At 72.4% G+C, this 18357-nt stretch carries 18 protein-coding genes and 2 tRNA genes; 12 read left to right on the forward strand and 8 right to left on the reverse strand.

Going from position 1 to position 18357, the window contains the following annotated elements; genetic code table 11:
• Positions 1–2: 2 nt before the first annotated feature.
• Together ABZ783_RS02400 and ABZ783_RS02405 are read right to left on the reverse strand one after the other, a co-directional pair.
• Entirely contained in the window at positions 3–902 is a 900-nt protein-coding gene (locus tag ABZ783_RS02400; RefSeq protein ID WP_357433923.1) for a ribokinase, read from the reverse strand.
• 17 nt (positions 903–919) lie between these two features.
• Positions 920–1714, reverse strand: a complete 795-nt coding sequence (locus ABZ783_RS02405) for an ABC transporter ATP-binding protein (RefSeq protein WP_357433925.1) — start codon at positions 1712–1714, stop codon at positions 920–922.
• A 132-nt stretch (positions 1715–1846) separates the two neighbouring features.
• Here ABZ783_RS02405 and ABZ783_RS02410 point away from each other — a divergent pair, with 132 nt between their 5' ends.
• On the forward strand, positions 1847–2866 hold the full coding sequence (locus ABZ783_RS02410; protein ID WP_357433927.1) for an ATP-binding cassette domain-containing protein: 1020 nt from the start codon (positions 1847–1849) through the stop codon (positions 2864–2866).
• Positions 2863–3873, forward strand: coding sequence for an ABC transporter permease subunit (locus tag ABZ783_RS02415; RefSeq protein ID WP_357433929.1), 1011 nt, complete (start codon positions 2863–2865; stop codon positions 3871–3873). Before ABZ783_RS02410 ends, ABZ783_RS02415 begins: the two co-directional genes overlap by 4 nt.
• 114 nt (positions 3874–3987) lie before the next feature.
• Here the strand turns inward: ABZ783_RS02415 and ABZ783_RS02420 are convergent, their stop codons facing one another.
• Entirely contained in the window at positions 3988–5163 is a 1176-nt protein-coding gene (locus ABZ783_RS02420; RefSeq protein ID WP_357433931.1) for an ROK family transcriptional regulator, read from the reverse strand.
• 124 nt (positions 5164–5287) lie between these two features.
• Between ABZ783_RS02420 and ABZ783_RS02425 the strand changes: the two genes are divergently transcribed.
• The 4 genes from ABZ783_RS02425 to ABZ783_RS02440 all read left to right on the forward strand — a co-directional run bounded on the left by ABZ783_RS02425 (position 5288) and on the right by ABZ783_RS02440 (position 8893).
• Positions 5288–6739 (forward strand): glycoside hydrolase family 3 N-terminal domain-containing protein, encoded by a 1452-nt coding sequence (locus tag ABZ783_RS02425; protein ID WP_357433933.1) that lies wholly within the window; start codon positions 5288–5290, stop codon positions 6737–6739.
• A gap of 516 nt (positions 6740–7255) precedes the next feature.
• On the forward strand, positions 7256–7759 hold the full coding sequence (locus tag ABZ783_RS02430; RefSeq protein ID WP_357433935.1) for a hypothetical protein: 504 nt from the start codon (positions 7256–7258) through the stop codon (positions 7757–7759).
• Positions 7756–8253 (forward strand): DCC1-like thiol-disulfide oxidoreductase family protein, encoded by a 498-nt coding sequence (locus ABZ783_RS02435; protein ID WP_357433937.1) that lies wholly within the window; start codon positions 7756–7758, stop codon positions 8251–8253. The genes ABZ783_RS02430 and ABZ783_RS02435 overlap by 4 nt, the downstream gene beginning before the upstream one ends.
• Positions 8186–8893, forward strand: a complete 708-nt coding sequence (locus ABZ783_RS02440; protein ID WP_357433939.1) for a TetR family transcriptional regulator — start codon at positions 8186–8188, stop codon at positions 8891–8893. The genes ABZ783_RS02435 and ABZ783_RS02440 overlap by 68 nt, the downstream gene beginning before the upstream one ends.
• Positions 8894–9093: 200 nt before the next feature.
• Here ABZ783_RS02440 and ABZ783_RS02445 read toward each other — a convergent pair whose 3' ends face one another.
• A complete protein-coding gene (locus ABZ783_RS02445; protein ID WP_357433940.1) occupies positions 9094–9759 on the reverse strand; it encodes a GNAT family N-acetyltransferase in 666 nt (221 codons plus the stop codon).
• A gap of 130 nt (positions 9760–9889) precedes the next feature.
• Between ABZ783_RS02445 and ABZ783_RS02450 the strand changes: the two genes are divergently transcribed.
• The 4 genes from ABZ783_RS02450 (at position 9890) to ABZ783_RS02465 (ending at position 12500) form a co-directional block, all read left to right on the forward strand.
• The gene (locus ABZ783_RS02450) at positions 9890–10585 is read left to right on the forward strand and encodes a response regulator transcription factor (protein WP_357433942.1); all 696 of its coding nucleotides are present in this window, start codon (positions 9890–9892) and stop codon (positions 10583–10585) included.
• Positions 10578–11606, forward strand: coding sequence for a HAMP domain-containing sensor histidine kinase (locus ABZ783_RS02455; RefSeq protein WP_357433944.1), 1029 nt, complete (start codon positions 10578–10580; stop codon positions 11604–11606). The genes ABZ783_RS02450 and ABZ783_RS02455 overlap by 8 nt, the downstream gene beginning before the upstream one ends.
• Before the next feature lie 64 nt (positions 11607–11670).
• The gene (locus ABZ783_RS02460) at positions 11671–11859 is read left to right on the forward strand and encodes a DNA repair protein (RefSeq protein ID WP_073832407.1); all 189 of its coding nucleotides are present in this window, start codon (positions 11671–11673) and stop codon (positions 11857–11859) included.
• A 122-nt stretch (positions 11860–11981) separates the two neighbouring features.
• The gene (locus ABZ783_RS02465) at positions 11982–12500 is read left to right on the forward strand and encodes a hypothetical protein (RefSeq protein WP_357433946.1); all 519 of its coding nucleotides are present in this window, start codon (positions 11982–11984) and stop codon (positions 12498–12500) included.
• A gap of 163 nt (positions 12501–12663) precedes the next feature.
• On the opposite strand, the gene ABZ783_RS02470 is transcribed toward ABZ783_RS02465, so the two are convergent.
• The 3 genes from ABZ783_RS02470 to ABZ783_RS02480 form a co-directional block, all read right to left on the reverse strand.
• The gene (locus ABZ783_RS02470; protein WP_357433948.1) at positions 12664–13392 is read right to left on the reverse strand and encodes a Clp protease N-terminal domain-containing protein; all 729 of its coding nucleotides are present in this window, start codon (positions 13390–13392) and stop codon (positions 12664–12666) included.
• A gap of 101 nt (positions 13393–13493) precedes the next feature.
• Positions 13494–14555, reverse strand: coding sequence for a discoidin domain-containing protein (locus ABZ783_RS02475; protein WP_357433950.1), 1062 nt, complete (start codon positions 14553–14555; stop codon positions 13494–13496).
• Positions 14556–14824: 269 nt separating this feature from the next.
• Positions 14825–14900, reverse strand: a tRNA-Lys gene (locus ABZ783_RS02480).
• Between the two features lie 181 nt (positions 14901–15081).
• Between ABZ783_RS02480 and ABZ783_RS02485 the strand changes: the two genes are divergently transcribed.
• The gene (locus ABZ783_RS02485) at positions 15082–16665 is read left to right on the forward strand and encodes a multicopper oxidase family protein (protein WP_357433952.1); all 1584 of its coding nucleotides are present in this window, start codon (positions 15082–15084) and stop codon (positions 16663–16665) included.
• A gap of 74 nt (positions 16666–16739) precedes the next feature.
• Here the strand turns inward: ABZ783_RS02485 and ABZ783_RS02490 are convergent.
• Positions 16740–16815: transfer RNA gene (locus tag ABZ783_RS02490), tRNA-Lys, on the reverse strand.
• 188 nt (positions 16816–17003) lie between these two features.
• Between ABZ783_RS02490 and ABZ783_RS02495 the strand changes: the two genes are divergently transcribed.
• Positions 17004–18269, forward strand: coding sequence for an Ig-like domain-containing protein (locus tag ABZ783_RS02495; protein ID WP_357433954.1), 1266 nt, complete (start codon positions 17004–17006; stop codon positions 18267–18269).
• Positions 18270–18357: the final 88 nt, after the last annotated feature.

Genomic DNA, 18357 nt, shown 5'->3' on the forward strand with positions numbered 1-18357 from the left:
GGTCAGGCCGGCGGGGTGTACAGCTCGTCGATCTCCACCCGACGGGGCATCGCCACCGACGCGCCGAGCCGGCGTGCGCAGGCCGCGCCGGCCGCCGCCGCCCAGTGCACCGCGTCGACGAGGTCCCGGCTCTCGCCCCAGCCGACGGCGAGCGCGGCGGTGAAGGCGTCCCCGGCGGCGGTCTCGTCGACCACGTCGACCTTCACGGCCGGGACGTGCACGGACGTGCCGTCCCGGTCGCCGTACCAGGCGCCGTCGGCGCCGAGGGTCAGCACCGCCCGGGGCACCAGGTCGAGCAGTGCGTCCGGCTCGTCCCGGCGCCGTCCGGTGAGGGCGTGCGCCTCGGTCTCGTTGACCACCAGCAGGTCCACCGCGGCGAGCAGCTCCGCCGGCACCGGTCGGGCCGGCGCCGCGTTGAGCACCACCCGGGTGCCCGCCGCCCGGGCCGCAACGGCCGCCTCGGTCACCGTCTCGACCGGCACCTCCAGCTGCGCGACCAGCACGTCCGCTGCGCGTACGGCGTCCAGCTCGCCCTGGGTGAGGCCGGTGAACGCACCGTTGGCGCCGGGCGTGACCAGGATGGCGTTCTCCCCCGCACCACCCACCATGACCAGGGCGACGCCCGAGGCCCCGTACACCACCCGGAGCTGGCTGGTGTCGACGCCGGCCGCGGTGATGCGGGCCTTGAGGGTGACCCCGAAGGCGTCCGAGCCGATGGCGCCGAGAAAGAGGCAGGAGGCGCCGGCGCGCACGGCGGCGATGGCCTGGTTGGCGCCTTTGCCGCCGGGCAGCATCACGAAGTCGCTGCCGAGCACGGTCTCGCCGGGGCGGGGCAGCGCGGCGGCGGTGCCGACCAGGTCCATGTTGGCGCTGCCCACCACGGCGACCCGGGTCTGCGGCACGGTGGCCCCTCCTCCAGTCACGCGGCCCGGGCGGTCCACCGGTCGCCGGTGCGCTGCACGACCAGCGGCAGGCCGAAGGTCTTCGACAGGTTGTCGGCGGTGAGCGTGTCGGCGAGCAGACCCTGGGCCACCACGCCGCCCTCGCGCAGCAGCAGGGCGTGGGTGAAGCCGGGGGGGATCTCCTCGACGTGGTGGGTCACCAGCACCAGCGCCGGGGCGTCCGGGTCGTACGCCAGCTCGGCGAGCCGGGCGACCAGGTCCTCGCGCCCACCCAGGTCGAGCCCGGCGGCCGGCTCGTCGAGGAGCAGCAGCTCCGGGTCGGTCATCAGGGCGCGGGCGATCTGCACCCGCTTGCGCTCCCCCTCCGACAGCGTGCCGTACGCCCGCTCGCCGAGGTGGCCGACGCCGAGCTGGCGCAGCAGCGACTGGGCGCGCAGCTCGTCGGTGCGGTCGTAGTTCTCCCGCCAGCGGCCCACCACCGACCAGGCCGCGGTGACCACGACGTCGGCGACCCGTTCGTCGCCGGGAATCCGCTCGGCCAGCGTGGCGGTGGAGAGGCCGATGCGGGTCCGCAGCTCGTTGACGTCGGTGCGGCCGATCCGCTCGCCGAGGACGTGCGCGGTGCCGGTGGTCGGGTGCAGCCGGCCGGCGGCCAGGTTGAGCAGGGTGGTCTTGCCGGCGCCGTTCCCGCCGAGCACCACCCAGCGTTCGTCCAGCTCGACCCGCCAGTCGAGGTCGTGCAGCAGCGCGGTGCCGGAGCGTTTGACGCCGACCCCGTCGAGGCTGACCACCACATCCAGGTCATGAGTCACCGGTCCATCCAACCACGCAGCCCGTGCGCTGCCCCCCACGGGCGGGGTCACCGCCATAGGGTGGGGCACCGTGTCGTTGGTCACCACACCCGGAGGATGGTTCATGCCCGACGCCTGCCAGGAGCCGCAGGGATGAGCGCGGTCATCGAGATCGCCGGTCTCCGCAAGACGTTCCACACCCTGCGCCAGGGGCGCCGGGTCGCCGCCGACGGTTTCGACCTGCTGGTCGAGTCGGGGCAGATCCACGGTTTCCTCGGGCCGAACGGCTCGGGCAAGACCACCACGCTGCGCGCCCTGCTCGGGCTGGTGCGGGCCGACGCCGGCCGGATGAGCGTGCTCGGGGCCAGTTCCCCGCAGCGGCTGCCGGAGGTGGCCGGGCGGGTCGGCGCGATCGTCGAGAGTCCGCAGTTCTTCGGCAACTTCACCGCCCGCCGTACGCTGCGGCTGCTCGCGGTGGCCGGGGGCGTGCCCACCGGCCGGGTGGACGAGGTGCTGGAGCAGGTCGGCCTGCGGGATCGGAGCGAGGAGCGGGTCAAGGGCTACTCGCTGGGCATGAAACAGCGGCTGGCCGTCGCGTCGGCGCTGCTCAAGAGCCCGGAGCTGCTGATCCTCGACGAGCCGGCCAACGGGCTGGACCCGGCCGGTATCCGGGAGATGCGGGACCTGATGCGCACCCTCGCGGCGTCCGGGGTGACCGTGCTGCTGTCCAGCCACATCCTGGCCGAGATCCAGCTGATCTGCGACCACGTGACGATCATCAGCCGGGGCCGGCGGGTGGCGTACGGGCGGGTGGAGGAGGTGCTGGACGGCTTCGACCAGCACGAGTGGCAGGTCCGGGTGGCCGAGCCGGAGCGCGCCGTGGAGTTGCTGGCCCAGGCCGGCATGTCGGTCACCGCCCATCCCGAGCACCTGTTGGTCGCCGGGGTCGACGACCCGGAGCTGATCAGCCGCACGCTGGGCGAGCAGGGTCTCTGGGTGCGGGAGCTGATCCCGCTCCGCCCGGACCTGGAGAGCGTCTTCCTGGAGCTGACCGGCACGACCCCGCACCCCACGGTGCCCCGGCAGGTGGACGGGTCACTACGCCCACCGGCCGGATCGGACGACGTGGTGATCGACCTCGACGCGCGCGAGAGCCAGGAGGTGGACGCGTGAACCTGGTCCGTGCCGAGTTGGAGCGGCTGACCGCCCGCCGCTTCGTGCAACTGATGGTGGTGCTGCTGCTGGTCGCCTTCGCGGTGACCGCGGGGACCACGCTGGCCGGCTCACACCAGCCCTCCGCCGAGGAGTTGAGCCGGGCCCGGGCGCAGGCCGCGGAGCAGATCGCGCAGCTGGAGGCGGCGCACGATCGCTGCCTCGCCATCAAGGCCGGGACCGTGGAGCCGCAGGAGCACGACTACGTGCCCAAGGACTGCGCCGAGGTGGACCCGGGGCGGATGGAGCGGTTGCCGACCACCTCGGACTACCTCAGTGGAGTGTTCGTCTTCGCCACCGAGGCCAAGCCGCTGCTCTACTTCCTGATCGCGTTCCTGGTGCTGTTCGGCTTCCTGGTCGGGGCCTCCTACATCGGCGCCGATCTGAACTCGGGCGGCGTGGTCAACCTGCTGCTGTGGCGACCCCGCCGGTGGGCGGTACTCGGCGCCAAGCTCGGCACGCTGCTCGCCGGGCTGCTGGTGTTCTCCGCAGTGGCGTCGGCGGCGTATCTGACGGTGTTCTGGCTGATCGGCCAGACGGTCGGTTACCCCGGCCCGATGGACGGGTCGTTCTGGGCGTCGCTGGGCGCCCAGCACGGGCGGGGGATGGCGCTGGTGCTGATCGCCGCGGCGGTCGGCTTCGCCATCGCGACGCTGGGCCGGCACACCGCCGCGGCGCTCGGCACGGTGGCCGCGTACCTGGTGGTGTGGGAGCTAGGGGCGCGGCTGGTGCTGCAGATCCTCGACGCGGCCCGTCCGGACCAGTGGATGCTCTCCAGCTACCTGGGCGCCTGGCTCAGCGGTGAGGTCGAGTTCTGGGACCGCAGCGCCTGCCACGGCGACATCTCCGGCTTCTGCGAGGGCCTGTACACCCTGACCTGGCGGCCCGGGCTGGCGGTGCTGCTCGGGTTGGCCGTGGTGCTGGTCGGGGCCGCGTTCGCCGCGTTCCGCCGCCGTGACCTGATCTGAGCCGGGCCGGTGCGGCCCGCGGCGACGGGGGCCGCACCGGCAACTCCTTGCAGACGATCGCCAGCTCGTGAAGAATTCCTTCACATGGCGGCGTGGGCGACGACGGGCGGACGGTCAACCGACCGTCGAGCCGAACACCTCGTCGCGCACCGCGTCGAGCGCGGTGCGCAGCGCCCCGCGCAGGATCGGCTCCTCGGTGAGCCCGGTGGTGACCACCCGCGGCCGGACCAGGGTGATCGCCGCCACCTCGTGCTGCACCCGCTCGGCCAGCGCCGCCCCGCCCGCCTGCCCCACGTCGCCGGCGAGCACCACCAACGGCGGGTCGAGCACCACGCAGGTGCTGGCCACCCCGAGGGCCAGCCGCCGGGCCAACTCGTCCAGCATCGGCCCGCCGGCCGTGCCGGCGGCGATGGCGGCACGCACCGCGTCGGCCGCACTCTCCGCGGCGAAGCCCTGCTCGGCGGCCACCGCACGGACCGCGTCGGCGCCCGCGAGCTGCTGGAACGCCGGCTTGGCCCGCTTCGAGACGTCCCGCGGAATGGGTACGCCGGGCACCGGCAGGTAGCCGATCTCGCCGGCCGCGCCGCTGCTGCCGTGGTGCAGCCGGCCACCGAGCACGATCGCCAGGCCGACGCCGGCGCCCACCCAGACCAGGACGAAGTCCGAGACGCCCTGCGCCGCGCCGGACTGGGCCTCGGCGACGGCGGCCAGGTTGACGTCGTTCTCGAAGACCACCGGGGTGTGCAGGTCCTCGCGGAGCGCGGCGAGCAGGCCGCGGTGCCAGCGCGGCAGGTTGAACGCGAAGGTGATGTCGCCGGTGCCCGGGTCCACCAGGCCGGGGGTGCCGAGCACGATCCGCCGTACGCTCGACAGCTCCGCGCCGGCGCTGCTCGCCGCCTCGACCACCGCGTTGTGCACCACGCCCACCGGGTCGTCGGTGTCCTTCGTCGACTGCTCGACCCGGCCGATCACCGCCCCGGTGATGTCGGCGCAGGCCGCCACCACCCGCTCGGCGTCGACGTCCACGCCGACCACGTACGCGCTGCCGGGCCGGACCGCGTAGAGCTGGGCGTTCGGGCCCCGCCCGCCGGCCTGCTCGCCGACCCGGGTGACCAGGCCGCGCTCTTCCAGCCGCTCGACGAGCTGGGACGCGGTCACCTTGGAGAGCCCGGTCAGCTCGCCGAGCCGGGCCCGGGTGAGCGGCCCGCGTTCGAGGAGCAGTTCCAGCGCCGCGCGGTCGTTGAGCGCCCGCAACAGGCGGGGGGTGCCGGGCAGCCGGGTCGCACTCATGCCAGGTCCTCTATTTTCAGTAAAGTTTGCTAACCACAAAAAGTCCTGCCGAGGGGTGTCCGCTAGCGTATCGGCCGCTCCGATCCGGAGTCGTCGGACGACCCGGCAGGGAAAGGGGAAACTCGTGGGCCTGGATCCAGGACTCCGTCGGCTGGCGCTGGGCACGTTGCTGGCCGCGTACCCCGGCCCGGTCCCGCCCGACTGGGCGGTGGACCTGCTCGCCGAAGGGCTCGCCGGGCACACCCTGTTCGGCACCAACATCCACGACCCGGCCCAGGTGGCGGCGACCACCGCCGAGCTGCGCGCCGGCCGCCCGGACGCGATCATCGCGATCGACGAGGAGGGCGGCGACGTCACCCGGCTGGCCCACGCCACCGGCAGCCCGTACCCGGGCAACGCGGCGCTCGGCGCGGTCGACGACGTGACGCTGACCCGCCAGGTGTACGCGGCGATCGGCGCCGAACTGGCCGCGCTCGGCATCACCCTCGACCTGGCGCCGACGGTCGATGTGAACACCGCCGACGAGAACCCGGTGATCGGCACCCGCTCCTTCGGGGCCGACCCACTCCGGGTGGCCGCCCACTCGGCCGCCGCAGTGGCCGGCCTCCAGTCCGCCGGCGTCGCCGCCTGCGCCAAGCACTTCCCCGGCCACGGCGCGACCGTCGCCGACTCGCACTACGAACTGCCCACCGTCGACGTGCCCCCGGCGGTGCTGCGCGCGCGGGACCTGCCGCCCTTCGCCGCGGTGGTCGACGCCGGGGTACGCGCCGTCATGACCGCGCACATCCGGGTGCCGGCGCTGACCGACGACGGTCCGGCCACGTTCAGCCGGGCCGTCCTGGTCGACCTGCTGCGCGGCGAGTACGGCTTCACCGGCGCCGTGATCACCGACGCGCTGGAGATGAAGGGGGCCGCGCTGGCCGCGGGCGGGGTCGGTCCGGCCGCCGTACGCGCGCTGGCCGCCGGCGCGGACCTGCTCTGCATCGGCGCCAAGGTGGACGCCGACCTGGTGGAGTTGGTGGTCGAGGAGATCGTCGGCGCGCTCGGCGACGGTCGGCTGGACCGGGCCCGGGTCGAGGAGGCGGCGGGCCGTGCCGCCGAACTGGCCGCCTGGACCGGGACGGCCGGCACGCCGACCAGCGGCCCGGACGGCCTCGGCTACGCCGCCGCCCTGCGCGCGGTACGCGTCGAGGGCGACGTCACCGGCCTGACCGCGCCGCTGGTGGTGCAGGTGCACGCCGCCTCGACCATCGCCGAGGGCCGGGTGCCGTGGGGGCTCGGGCCGCACCTGGCCCGGGCCGAGGAGGTCCGCGCCGTCGCGGGCGAGACCGACCCGGACGAGCTGCGCCGGCGGGCCGGGGACCGACCCATCGTGCTGGTCGGCCGCCACCTGCACCGGCTGCCCGGGGCGCGGGAACTGGTCGAGGCGCTGGCTGCCGCGCACCCGGTGACCGTGGTGGAGATGGGCTGGCCGGGTGCCTGGCGGCCCGCCGGCGCCCGCGCCTTCGTCACCACGTACGGCGCCAGCCACGCCAACGGCCGGGCCGCGGCGGAGGTGCTCGGCCTGACCGGCTGAGCCGCCCCACCGCGGCGATCGCCCGCCGAGCGCGGGCCGGGCCCTCCGCTCGGCGTCGTTGTGTCGGACGCCCCCGCCGGGCGCTGCCCACACGGGCGCCCGCCCGGTGAGCGTTCGTGGGCGACGGACTGGTGACTGTGCGGCCCTACAGAGCTGATGGCGCAAACGATTCAGCCCGGTCGCCCGGGCCGAGTCGTTCACGCCATCAGCTCGAAAGGGCCCGACGAGGACCACCTCCGCCGGACCGATCCGTTCACGTCATCAAGTTCGTAGCGCCGGGCAGGCAGCTCCGACGGCATGCTTTCCGACTTCGCCGACCGCCGGCTCCCCTTCGCAGCGTCGCGGCGGGGCCCTTCGACGGGATCGGTTGCGCCTTCCCGACCGCCGCCTCCCCGGCGCGGCCGGTGGTTCGGCCGCGCGGTCTCGCGTCGACGCCGCCCCTCTCTTGAACACGTTCAAATCCTGTCGTACGCTGAGCGCGACCTCGATTTGAACGCGTTCAAGAAGGGCGACGAGATGGACGTGAAGGTCTGGATGTACCTGGCCTACCTCGCGGTCAGCATTGGTCTGACCGTCTGGGTGGCCCGGGCGCTGTCCCGCAACGGGTTGGTCTTCCTGGAGGACGTCTTCGCCGACAAGCGGCTGGCGGACGCGGTCAACAGCCTGCTGGTGGTCGGCTTCTACCTGCTCAACCTCGGCTACGTGACGGTGGCGATGAAGGAGGCCGACGCGGTGGGCACCACCAGCCAGGCGCTGGAGGAACTGTCCATGAAGGTGGGGTGGGTGCTGCTGGTCCTCGGCGCGCTGCACTTCTTCAACGTGTTCGCGCTCGGCCGGTACCGGCGCGGTCGGCTCCGCCAGCAGGCGGCCGCCGCCCACCCACCGCTCGCCCCGGTGGGCTACCTGCCCGCGCAGCCCGGCGCCCGGCCGGTCAACCCCGCGGGCTTGGCGCCCCAGGCCGGCCCGACACCATCCAGCGGGCCCACGCCACCGGCCGGCCCGACGCCACCGGTGCGATGACGCTCGTACCAGGCGGACCGGCGGATCCCACCGGGCACGGGGCCGGTGGGATCCGCTGGTTCACCGTCCTCTACGACGCGCACTGCCCGCTGTGCCGGGCCGCCCGGCAGTGGCTCGCGTCGCGCGCTCAGCTCGTACCCCTGGAGTTCGTGCCGGCCGGCTCGGCGGAGGCCCGGCGGCGCTTCCCCGGGCTGGACCACGACGCGACCCTGCGGGACCTGACCGTGGTGGCCGACACCGGCGCGGTGTACGCGGGCGACGGTGCCTGGTTCGCCTGCCTCTGGGCGCTGGCCGACCACCGCCGGACCGCGGACCGGCTGGCCCGCCGCGACCTGCTGCCGCTGGCGCGGCGGGTGGTGGCGACCGCCTCCTCGGTACGCGAACTGGTCCGCCAGCCCTGGCCGGACCCGGGATACGGTGACCACGATGACCGAGCAGACTGCGTCGACGACCGGTGCGGATGGCCCGACCACCGGGGCGACGGCCCGGGGTGAGCAGACCCGGCAGCTGATCCTGGACACCGCGATGCGGCTGTTCCGCGAGCGGGGCTATGCCCGCACCACCATGCGGGCGATCGCCCAGGAGGCTGGCGTGGCGGTGGGCAACGCCTACTACTACTTCGGCTCGAAGGAACACCTGATCCAGGAGTTCTACGCGGGCACCCAGCACGAGCACCGGGCGGCGGCCGCGCCGACGCTGGCCCGGGAGCGGGAGTTCGCCGCCCGGCTGGCCGGGGTGCTGCACGCCGGGGTGGACGTGCTGACGCCGTACCACTCGTTCGCGGCCACCTTCTTCAAGACGGCGGCGGAGCCGACCTCGCCGCTCAGCCCGTTCTCGTCGGAGTCGTCCGAGCCACGGGAGGCGTCGATCGCGCTCTTCCGCGAGGTGCTGGAGGGCTCCACCGCCCGGGTGGACGCCGAACTGCGGCCGGCGCTGCCGGAGCTGCTCTGGCTGGCGTACATGGGCGTGGTGCTCTACTGGGTGCACGACCGCTCGCCGGGGCAGGTGAAGACGCGGCAGTTGATCGACGGTGCGGTGCCGCTGGTCGATCGGCTGGTGGGGCTGTCCCGGCTCCGGGTGCTGCGCCCCGTGACCCGCCAGGTGCTCACCCTCATCCACACGCTGCGTCACTGACCAGCGAAGGCCGCCAGCTCCGACTAAACCGCAGGTCAAGTCCATTACCGGACAGCACCCAACCGCCGATCACCCCTTGCTACGGCAGCAGGCCAACACTTAGCGTTACCCGTGACGGGGCCTGGGAGGAGAGGCTGCGGACCGTGGATCCGGCCCGGGATTCACGGTCCGCGCCCACCCGTATCCGCGCCCACCGGTGGTCAGCGGGGGAAGACGCCGTACGAGGTCCAGCCCCGGTCCGGGAAGCCGGCCGCCTCGGCCACCCGGGCTGAGGCGTGGTTGTCGAAGTTGTGCAGATAGGTGGGCACCGCTCCCTCGTCGAGCACCCGCCGGGCCGCCTGCGCGACCAGCCGCCGGGCCAGCCCTCGTCCCCGGGCGCCCGGCACCGTGCCGACGGCCAGCTCGTGCCCGTACGTGTCGTGCCGCTTGATCCCCGCGCCGGCCAGGTACCGCCCGTCGGCGTCGCGTACCACCAGCACCTCCCCGTCGAAGAGCCGCAGCCAGGGCGGCAGACCGGGCGCGGTCGGCGGGATCCACTCGCCGGCGTCGGGCAGCGGTGCCGGGGCGGTGCTCCACCGGAACCTGCCGGCGTGGGTGGTGAACTCCGGCAGCCCGACCGCCGCCGGCAGGGCGGGCAGCAGCTCGTCGAGCGGCCGCGCGGACCCGAGGGCCCGGACCGCGGGCACCCGGTCGGGTGGCACCGAGAGGATCGCGCAGTCGGGCGACGCGACAGCGAGGGCGGGCCGCAGCCGGCCGTCCCAGGCCGGCCGGGCCCGGCGGTGCGAGCGGACCACGTGCAGCCCGGGCCCGGCCGGCCACTGCCCCAGCCAGGTCGCCAGGTGCAGGAACAACCGCCGGTCCAGCACGCGGCACACCTCCTCGCCTGGCCGCCACGCTTGTCGTGATCACGGTACGCCCGCCCCGGCCGTAAGTAACTCGCAATAGATCCACTAACCGGTCCGTCGATACGCTGACCCCCACGACGGGAGGTACGCGGTGGCGCAGCGGGTACTGGTGGTCGACGACGACCGGACGGTCGCCGACGTGGTCTGCCGCTACCTGGAGCACGCGGGCTACGAGGTGAGCCACGTCGGGGACGGGGCCGCCGCGCTCGCCGCCGTGGCCCGGCACCCGCCCCAGCTGGTGGTGCTCGACCTGATGCTGCCGGTGCTGGACGGGCTGGAGGTGTGCCGACGGCTGCGCGAGCGGCCGGACAGCTTACCCATCGTCATGTTGACCGCGCGCGGCGACGAGGCCGACCGGATCCTCGGCCTGCAACTGGGCGCGGACGACTACCTGAGCAAGCCGTTCTCCCCCCGGGAACTGGTGCTGCGGGTCCGCTCCGTGCTGCGCCGGGTCGGCGGCGAGCCGCCCGGCGTACCCGCCGAGGTGCTGACCGACGACGGCCTGGCGGTGGAGACCGGGCCCCGGGTGGCCCGGCTGCACGGCCGGGAGCTGACCCTGACGCTGCGCGAGTTCGACCTGCTGGCGCACCTGATGCGGCACCCGGCGCGGGCGTTCCGAAGGGCCGAACTGCTGGAGCGGGTGTGGGGCTGGAGCTTCGGCGACCAGTCCACCGTGACGGTCCACGTGCGACGACTGCGGGAGAAGATCGAGGCGGACCCGGCGAACCCGCGCCGGATCGTCACCGTCTGGGGCATCGGCTACCGCTATGAGCCGGGCGATGCGTGACCTGGCGCTGATCTTCGGGGTGGCGCTGGTCGCGGCGCTCGGCGTCGGGCTGGTCGGCGCGATCGCCCTGCGGCTGTTGCGTGGGCGGTCGATCATCGGACACATCGTCGTGCTGCTGACCGTCACGGTGAGCGCGGTGGTGGCCGGGGTGGCGGTGGTCGCCGAGGCGATGTTCCTCTCCCCGCACGACCTGGAGGTGGTGCTGATCACCGTCTCGGCCGCCGCGGTGGTGAGCCTCGCGGTCGGCTGGCTCTTCGGCCGCCGGCTGGCCGCCGCCGCGGTCTGGGCGGACCAGGCGCGGGAGCGGGAGCGGCGGATCGAAAAGGGCCGCCGGGACCTGGTCGCCTGGGTCTCGCACGACCTGCGTACCCCGCTCGCCGGCCTGCGGGCGATGGCCGAGGCGCTGGAGGACGCGGTGGTCCACGACCCGGGGACGGTGGCCGAATACCACCGCCGGATCCGGTTGGAGACCGACCGGATGACCCGGCTGGTGGACGACCTGTTCGAGCTCTCCCGGATCAACGCGGGCGCGCTGCGGCTGTCGCTGTCCGCGGTGCCGCTCGGCGACGTGGTCTCGGACGCCCTGGCCAGCACCGCGCCGCTGGCCGCCGCCCGGCGGATCCGGCTGGTGGCCGCCGAGTCGGGCTGGCCGACGGTGGCCGCGAGCGAGCCGGAGCTGGCTCGGGTGGTGGGCAACCTGCTGCTCAACGCGGTCCGCTACACCCCGGAGGACGGCACCGTACGGGTGGATGCCGGCCGCGACTCCGACATCGCGTGGCTGGCCGTGACGGACACCTGCGGTGGCATCCCCGAGGGGGACCTGCCCCGCCTGTTCGACGTGGCGTTCCGGGGTGAGCCGGCGCGGACCCCGAGCGCCGGCAACGGCGGCGTCGAGGGATCGGGCGGGCTGGGGCTGGCCATCGTCCACGGTCTGATTGACGCGCACGGCGGGCGGGTAGACGTACAGAACGTCGCCGGCGGCTGCCGATTCGTCGTCCGGTTACCGGCGACGGGAACCTGACGCATCGACGCTGCGTCATATCCATTTCCATACATGGACAAATTTCTTTGGGACGGTAAGGGTCATGCCGAATCAGCCGAATGACCGGTACCAGCAGGAAATTGAGCGCAGCTGGCCGGCTGCCGGGCCGGCCGAAGGGTTTCCGGCGCAGCCGGCCCACCGGGAGGCCCGGAGCGCCGGCCAGCTCTCCTGGGCGGAGCTGAACGCGCTGCCGGCCGGCACCTCGACCCGGCACGGCCTCAACAGCCGCTGACGTCCGGCCCGCCGGACGGGGCGGCGGCGACACACCCGGGCGCTCCACCCGGGATCTTCGCACATGTGTGCGGTAGCGTCTTGTGGTCCGAATCCCGGTCTACGACAGGAGAAGCTCCGCGCATGGGCAAGAAGACGATCCACGTCTCCGACTTCAGTGGCACGGTGCTGCGCGCCGACGACGAGGTGGTCAAGGTCGTCGTGCTGGAGCACCCTGACCTGGTCGCCGGGCCCGTGCAACTGGACGCCACTCCCGTCGAGGTGGAGAGCATCGACGACGCGGCGCTCGACGTGGCGGTGGTCGAGATCCACGACAAGCACGGCGGCGGCGAGCCGCGCCGGGTGGTGCTGACCGCCAGCGAGTTCGACGCGATGGCGACCGACGTGCCGATGGCGCAGCTCCTGCGTACCGCCGAGCGGGTCAAGCCGCCGAAGGCACGGCGGAGCGCGGAGAAGGTCGACTACGGCACCATCGAGCACGCCGGGAAGCCGCATCGCGGCCGGGTCACCGAGGAAGAGGCCCGGCTGGTGCGCGAGCGCCTCGACGAGGTCAACAAGCGACTCGCCGACGCCGGCATCCGCCAGATCGACCCGGCCGACCCGGAGCACGCCGAGCGGTACGGCTTCCCCATCGCCGACTGACAGCCCCGCCACGCCGGGTACGCGCCCCGAGCCGCGTACCCGGCCGGCGGTACCCGTGCCGTCGGTGCCCGCCATGGGCACCGTCGTGCCAGCTCCGACTCTGCCGGCCGGGAATCGTCCGGGGCTCCCCCCAGGCGGGGGAGCCGGATCCCCCGCGGGCGGATCAGCGCCGCCGCGCGATCTCGGCGAGGGCGCCGCTGACCGCTGCCTCCATGGTGGTTTTCTCCAGCCCCAGGCCGGTCAGCACCCCGTCGCCGCCCTCCTCCTCGATGAGAGCGAGCAGGAGGTGCTCGGTACCGATGTAGTTGTGGCCGAGCCGCAGCGCCTCCCGGAAGGTGAGCTCCAGGACCTTCTTGCCGCGCGCGTCGTAGGGAATCAGATCCGGGAGCTGGTCGGCCTTGGCCGGCAGAGCCGCGGTGAGCACCTCCCGCAGCCGCTCCTGGGGTACGCCCTGCGCCTCGATCAGCCGGGCGGCGAGCCCGTCCGGCTCGGCGAGCAGGCCGAGGGCGAGATGTTCCGGACCGATCTCGGCGTTGCCGGCGGTACGCGCCTCCTCCTGCGAGGCCAGCACCACGTTGCGCGCCCGCGTGGTGAAGCGGCCGAACCCGGCGTTCGGGTCGAGCGCAGCGGCCGTCTCGGCCTTCGCCGCGGACCGCTTCTGGGCGGCCTGCTTGCTGACCCCCATGCTGCGGCCGATCTCCGTCCAGGAGGCGCCCGAGCGCCGGGCCTGGTCGACGAAGTGGCCGATCAGGTGGTCGGCGATGTCGCCCAGGTGGTCGGCCACCAGCACGGCGTCGGCGAGCTGGTCCAGCGCGTCGGCGTGCGCCTTTTTGATGCCTTCGATCAGGTCGTCGAGGCGTACGGGATGGGTCATCTTCAAGGGCTCCGTCATGCGTCAACCATAAGTTGACGCCCGCCCAGCGTCAACCACTGGTTGACGGGGTGGGAGCGCAGCGGGCCCCCCGGCTTTTCAGCCGGTCGGGTCAACGGCGGTTACGACCACACCGCAAGTTCGTTCAGCTCGGCTATCTCATAACCGCGCTGCTGGGACAGCCGGACGTATCTGGCGTTGACTCCGGCCGGCAGGGCGACCTTGAGGAAACGCGACCAGCTGGCCTCGGCCCGTTGCGACCAGGCGCTTCCGTCGTCGCTCGTTTCGATCACGACCGGGCTGGAAGCGGACAGGCCATGCGCGAAAACCGCCGCGACCGGACGGCGGGCACCGAGGTCGATCTGCAGGAAGGTGTTGGCTTGGCAGGCTTTTGCCGGGCTGGTCGGCTGAGGGGTTGACGGGACCTCGGAGCCGTTCATTGGCTGGCACCCCTGGTGCCGATAGGACGGTCCGTACGCGCCGTCGGTCAGGGAACACGGTACGAGGGGTTTCGGCTGGCCCCGCTGGTCGGCGACCGCGCACTCCTGGTCACGTGACCGGGGTGGCCCGAGAGCCCCGACCAACCCGACGCGTTGACTGTCCTGGAGCGTGGTGAAGGTCGTGCCGTTGTCCCTGACCTGGGCGGTGGCAGTGAGGTAGAGGTAGCCCCGCAGATCCCCGACGGCCCGCGCGTCCAACGCCTCGCCCGGCCGCACGTCCTCGGCCTCCCACACCACGTCGTTGGCTTCGTTGTCGGCGACTGCGGTGGCCTTGTACCGCGGGGATGCTCGATCCGTCAGGGCTGGACGGCCGGACCACTTCACGCTGACCTCTCTGGGGTCTGGCCGTACGGCCAGGTCCGCCGGCTCCCAGAAGGCAAGCGTCGGTACGTCGAGCTGGGTGCGCTGGATCTTGAATCGGGCATGCAGCGCCGGCCCGCTCGCCGTATCGCCAGGAAGTTGGGCGCTGAGCCCCATGGTCGACGCGGTATTGAACGTGCCCTGGGTATCCCGACCGGTGAGCCGGAACGTGTATGTGCCGGCACTGTCGGTCTTCGCCTTGCGGACGCCCTTGCATACGTCCACGGCGCGAGCCAGACACAGCAGCCCAAGACTCGTGACCGTGGCCAAGATGCCGCCGACGACCTCTGCGGCGTCCGGTTCCTTGTAGAGCACGACGCTCACCCCGGCCGCCGGTGCACCGTCGGCCCGAGTCAGCCGCCCGGAAACAGTCACCTCGGCGTCGTCAGGAACCTTGCTGGCCGTACAACCCGCGACGAGCAGGGCAACCAGGGTGAAAGAAGCGACCAGCCGGCGGCGAAGAATGGGACCGGAGGCTCGCATGACGGAATCGTATAGTGAAATGCGTTTCCACCGCTCTCACCCCGCGATGGATGCTCAGCGGAAAGCGGTCAGGCCCGGTCCACGTGGTCCGGGCCTGACTGTGTTACTGCTGGTGCGCCGCCAGGGACTCGAACCCCGAACCCGCGGATTAAGAGTCCGCTGCTCTGCCAGTTGAGCTAGCGGCGCTCGCTGGCAACGGGGAGAAACGGTAACACGGCCCCCGACCGGAACCGGCGGGAGTACCCGCACCCGCTACGGGCGGATCACCCGTGGGTGCAAAGCCAGGAAACCGACCTTGCGGCGTTCCTATGCTGGTCCCGGCCGGCGCATGCGGGTCAGGCGACCGAGGCTGGGGAAGGACGATGTCATGGCCATGCTGAGCCGCCGGGACATGCTCAAGCTCGGCGTCCTGGGGACCGCCGCGGCGACGTTACCGTTCGAACGCGGCGCCACGGCGGCCAACGGCGTGAGCCGCATCGCGGGGAGCAGGCTGCCCGCGCCCTTCACCGTTCCGTTCGCGTCGCCGCCGGTGGCGAGGCCGGTCTGGCGGGCCACCGACGACGGCTACGACTTCTACGAGATCAAGCAGCAGGCCACCCAGGCGGAGGTCCTGCCCGGGTACAAGAGCGACCTCTGGGCCTACAACGGGGTCCCGGCCGGCCCGACGATAAAGGTGCGGCGCGGGCGGCCCGCGGTGGTCCGCCAGATCAACAACCTGCCCGGCCGGCACCCGACGCTCGGCTACCAGGTGATGACGTCGACCCACCTGCACGGCTCGGGCTCGTTGCCGCAGTACGACGGATATGCCAACGACGTCACCGGGCCGGGCCAGTGGAAGGACTACCACTACCCGAACCACCAGGATGCTCGGACGCTGTGGTATCACGACCACGGCCTCCACCACACCGCGGAGAACGCCTACATGGGCCTCGCGGCGATGTACATCATGACCGACGAGTTGGAGCAGGGCCTGCCGATCCCGCACGGCGACTACGACGTGCCGCTGATCATCCAGGACGCGATGTTCGACGAGCGCGGCAACATGATCTACGACGACCACGGCCACTCCGGGCTCTACGGCGACGTGATCCTGGTCAACGGCAGGCCCTGGCCCGTGATGAAGGTGGAGCGCCGCAAGTACCGCTTCCGTTTCTTGAACGCCTCGCTGTCCCGCGGGTACACCTTCCGGCTCAGCACCGGTGACCCGTTCTGGATCATCGGCACGGACGGCGGCCTGATGCAGTTCCCTCAGCGGACCACGACGTTCCGGCAGAGCATGGCCGAGCGGTACGAGGTCGTCATCGACTTCGCCACGTACCGCACTGGTGAGCGGATCGTCCTGGAGAACCTCGGGGTGCAGAACGCCGTCGACTACGACGGCACCCGGAACGTGATGGCCTTCGACGTGGTCGGCGATGCGACCGATCTGCGCGGCAACGCGATCCCGGACCTGCTCAACCCGAAGCCGCCGGCGATGGACCTGGTCGAGACGCCGAACCTGAGGACCCGCCGGTTCGAGTTCGTGCGGGCCGACGGCCAGTGGGCGATCAACGGCAAGACCTGGCACGACGCGGCGGACTCCGGGTACGAGTACGTGTGGGCGGACCCGGGCCTGAACGACACCGAGATCTGGGAGTTCGTCAACACCTCGGGCGGCTGGTTCCACCCGGTGCACGTCCATCTGATCGACTTCAAGATCCTGGATCGCAACGGCAAGCCGCCGTTCGACTACGAGCTCGGTCCCAAGGACACCGTGTACGTGGGCGAGAACGAGACGGTACGGGTCATCGCAAGGTTCGGGCCGCACCAGGGCAAGTACATGATCCACTGCCACAACCTGGTGCACGAGGATCACGACATGATGGCCCAGTTCCGGGTGGGGCCTCCCGGCGGGGGCGATGACCCGGTCAAGGCCGCCCCCTGCCGTGACCTGCCCGCCCCGCAGTTGTGACGGCCGAAACCTTCACGTCCCCAGAAATGACGTCTGGGCACCCATCCGTTGAGGATGAATGCCCAGATGTTTGCTGGTGCGCCGCCAGGGACTCGAACCCCGAACCCGCGGATTAAGAGTCCGCTGCTCTGCCAGTTGAGCTAGCGGCGCTCGCTGGCAACGGGGAGAACATTAGCACGGCCCCCGACCCGGGTTCCAATCCGATCCCGGGCTCCCCCCTTCGGCCGAGCTTAACGGGCAGAACCGTACAAAATCTCCCGCCCGCAGGCGCAAGGGGCCCAACGCCATGGCAGCGATACGGCACGATGTGCGCCAGGCACGCGAGAACAGAGGTGGGGATGGGCAGGTTCGGGCGGGCCGGGGCGATGCTGGGCGCTCTGGTTCTCACGGCGTCGCTGGCACTGACCGGCTGCGGGGGCGACGAGAAGAAGCCGGCAGCCGGGGCTGACGGGCAGCAGCAGGTCGTACCGGGCGCCATAGCGGGCAGCCCGACCAGCGAACCGGCGGGCACAGCTGCGGCACCGTTGAAGGTGAACCCGACCGACGGGTCGGACAAGCGCCCGGTCAGCACCGAGATCAGCGCGACCGTTCCCGGCGGCGGGAAGGTGTCGGAGGTGGTGCTCACCGCGGCGAACGGCACCACCGTGGCGGGCCGGCTGCGGCGCGACGGCTCTTCCTGGGTGCCCTCCGCCCCGCTGAAGTACGCCACCCGGTACACCGCCACGGTCACCGGCACCGGCACCGACGGCCAGACCCACCAGGGCACCAGCACCTTCACCACGATGGCCAAGCCGAAGTCGATGATCGGCTCCGGGCTCTACCTGTTCACCGGCAAGACGTACGGCGTGGCGATGCCGGTGGTCGCCGAGTTCTCGCCGGGCATCCCGAAGAAGGACCGGGCCGCGGTGCAGAAGCGGATGTTCGTGCAGACCGATCCGCCGCAGCCGGGCGCGTGGCACTGGGTCGACAACGGCACGCAGGCGTACTACCGGGCGCCGGAGTACTGGAAGCCGGGCACCACGATCACCGTACGGCTGGCGCTGGCCGGGATCCCGCTGAGCAACGGCCGCTACGGCAACGTCGACCGGAGCGCGACCGCGAAGATCGGGCGCGCCTTCGAGATGAAGGTCGACAACGCGACCAAGAAGATGAGCGTGTACGAGAACGGCGCCCTGGTCCGCACCCTGCCGGTGAGCCTCGGCAAGAAGAGCACCCCCTCCTCCAGCGGCACCATGGTGGTGATGGAGAAGAAGGAGTCGACGGTCTTCGACACCCGGGACGACCCGGACCCGCAGAACCGGTACGTCACGAAGATCGACTTCGCTCAGCGGATCACCTGGGGCGGCGAGTACATCCACGCCGCGCCCTGGTCCGAGGGCGTGCAGGGGCGTCGGAACGTGTCGCACGGCTGCGTGAACGTCTCGATGGCGAGCGGACGGTGGCTGTTCGGCCAGACCCTGGTCGGCGACCCGATCACCGTCCGGGGCACCGAGCGGAAGCTGGCGCCGGGCAACGGCTGGACGGCGTGGAGCATGAACTGGTCGCAGTTCGTCGCGGGCAGCGCGCTGCCGGTGCCCGACGGGGGTGCGGGACCGGCCTTCTGAATGATCGGCGGCGGCGCGGTGGCACCCGCCGGGCCACCGCCGGCGGCCGTCAGGCCGCGCCGGACCGAGGCAGAGACGAGCCCGGTTC

This window comes from Micromonospora sp. NPDC047738 (genome assembly GCF_040642675.1).
GTDB lineage: Bacteria > Actinomycetota > Actinomycetes > Mycobacteriales > Micromonosporaceae > Micromonospora.

Coding starts and splice junctions, on each gene's coding strand:
- ABZ783_RS02410 (WP_357433927.1), top strand. CDS start 1,847: ATGAGCGCGGTCATCGAGATCGCCGGTCTCCGCAAGACGTTCCACACC.
- ABZ783_RS02420 (WP_357433931.1), bottom strand. CDS start 5,163: ATGAGTGCGACCCGGCTGCCCGGCACCCCCCGCCTGTTGCGGGCGCTC.
- ABZ783_RS02430 (WP_357433935.1), top strand. CDS start 7,256: ATGGACGTGAAGGTCTGGATGTACCTGGCCTACCTCGCGGTCAGCATT.
- ABZ783_RS02435 (WP_357433937.1), top strand. CDS start 7,756: ATGACGCTCGTACCAGGCGGACCGGCGGATCCCACCGGGCACGGGGCC.
- ABZ783_RS02440 (WP_357433939.1), top strand. CDS start 8,186: ATGACCGAGCAGACTGCGTCGACGACCGGTGCGGATGGCCCGACCACC.
- ABZ783_RS02455 (WP_357433944.1), top strand. CDS start 10,578: ATGCGTGACCTGGCGCTGATCTTCGGGGTGGCGCTGGTCGCGGCGCTC.
- ABZ783_RS02460 (WP_073832407.1), top strand. CDS start 11,671: ATGCCGAATCAGCCGAATGACCGGTACCAGCAGGAAATTGAGCGCAGC.
- ABZ783_RS02465 (WP_357433946.1), top strand. CDS start 11,982: ATGGGCAAGAAGACGATCCACGTCTCCGACTTCAGTGGCACGGTGCTG.
- ABZ783_RS02470 (WP_357433948.1), bottom strand. CDS start 13,392: ATGACGGAGCCCTTGAAGATGACCCATCCCGTACGCCTCGACGACCTG.
- ABZ783_RS02485 (WP_357433952.1), top strand. CDS start 15,082: ATGGCCATGCTGAGCCGCCGGGACATGCTCAAGCTCGGCGTCCTGGGG.
- ABZ783_RS02495 (WP_357433954.1), top strand. CDS start 17,004: ATGGGCAGGTTCGGGCGGGCCGGGGCGATGCTGGGCGCTCTGGTTCTC.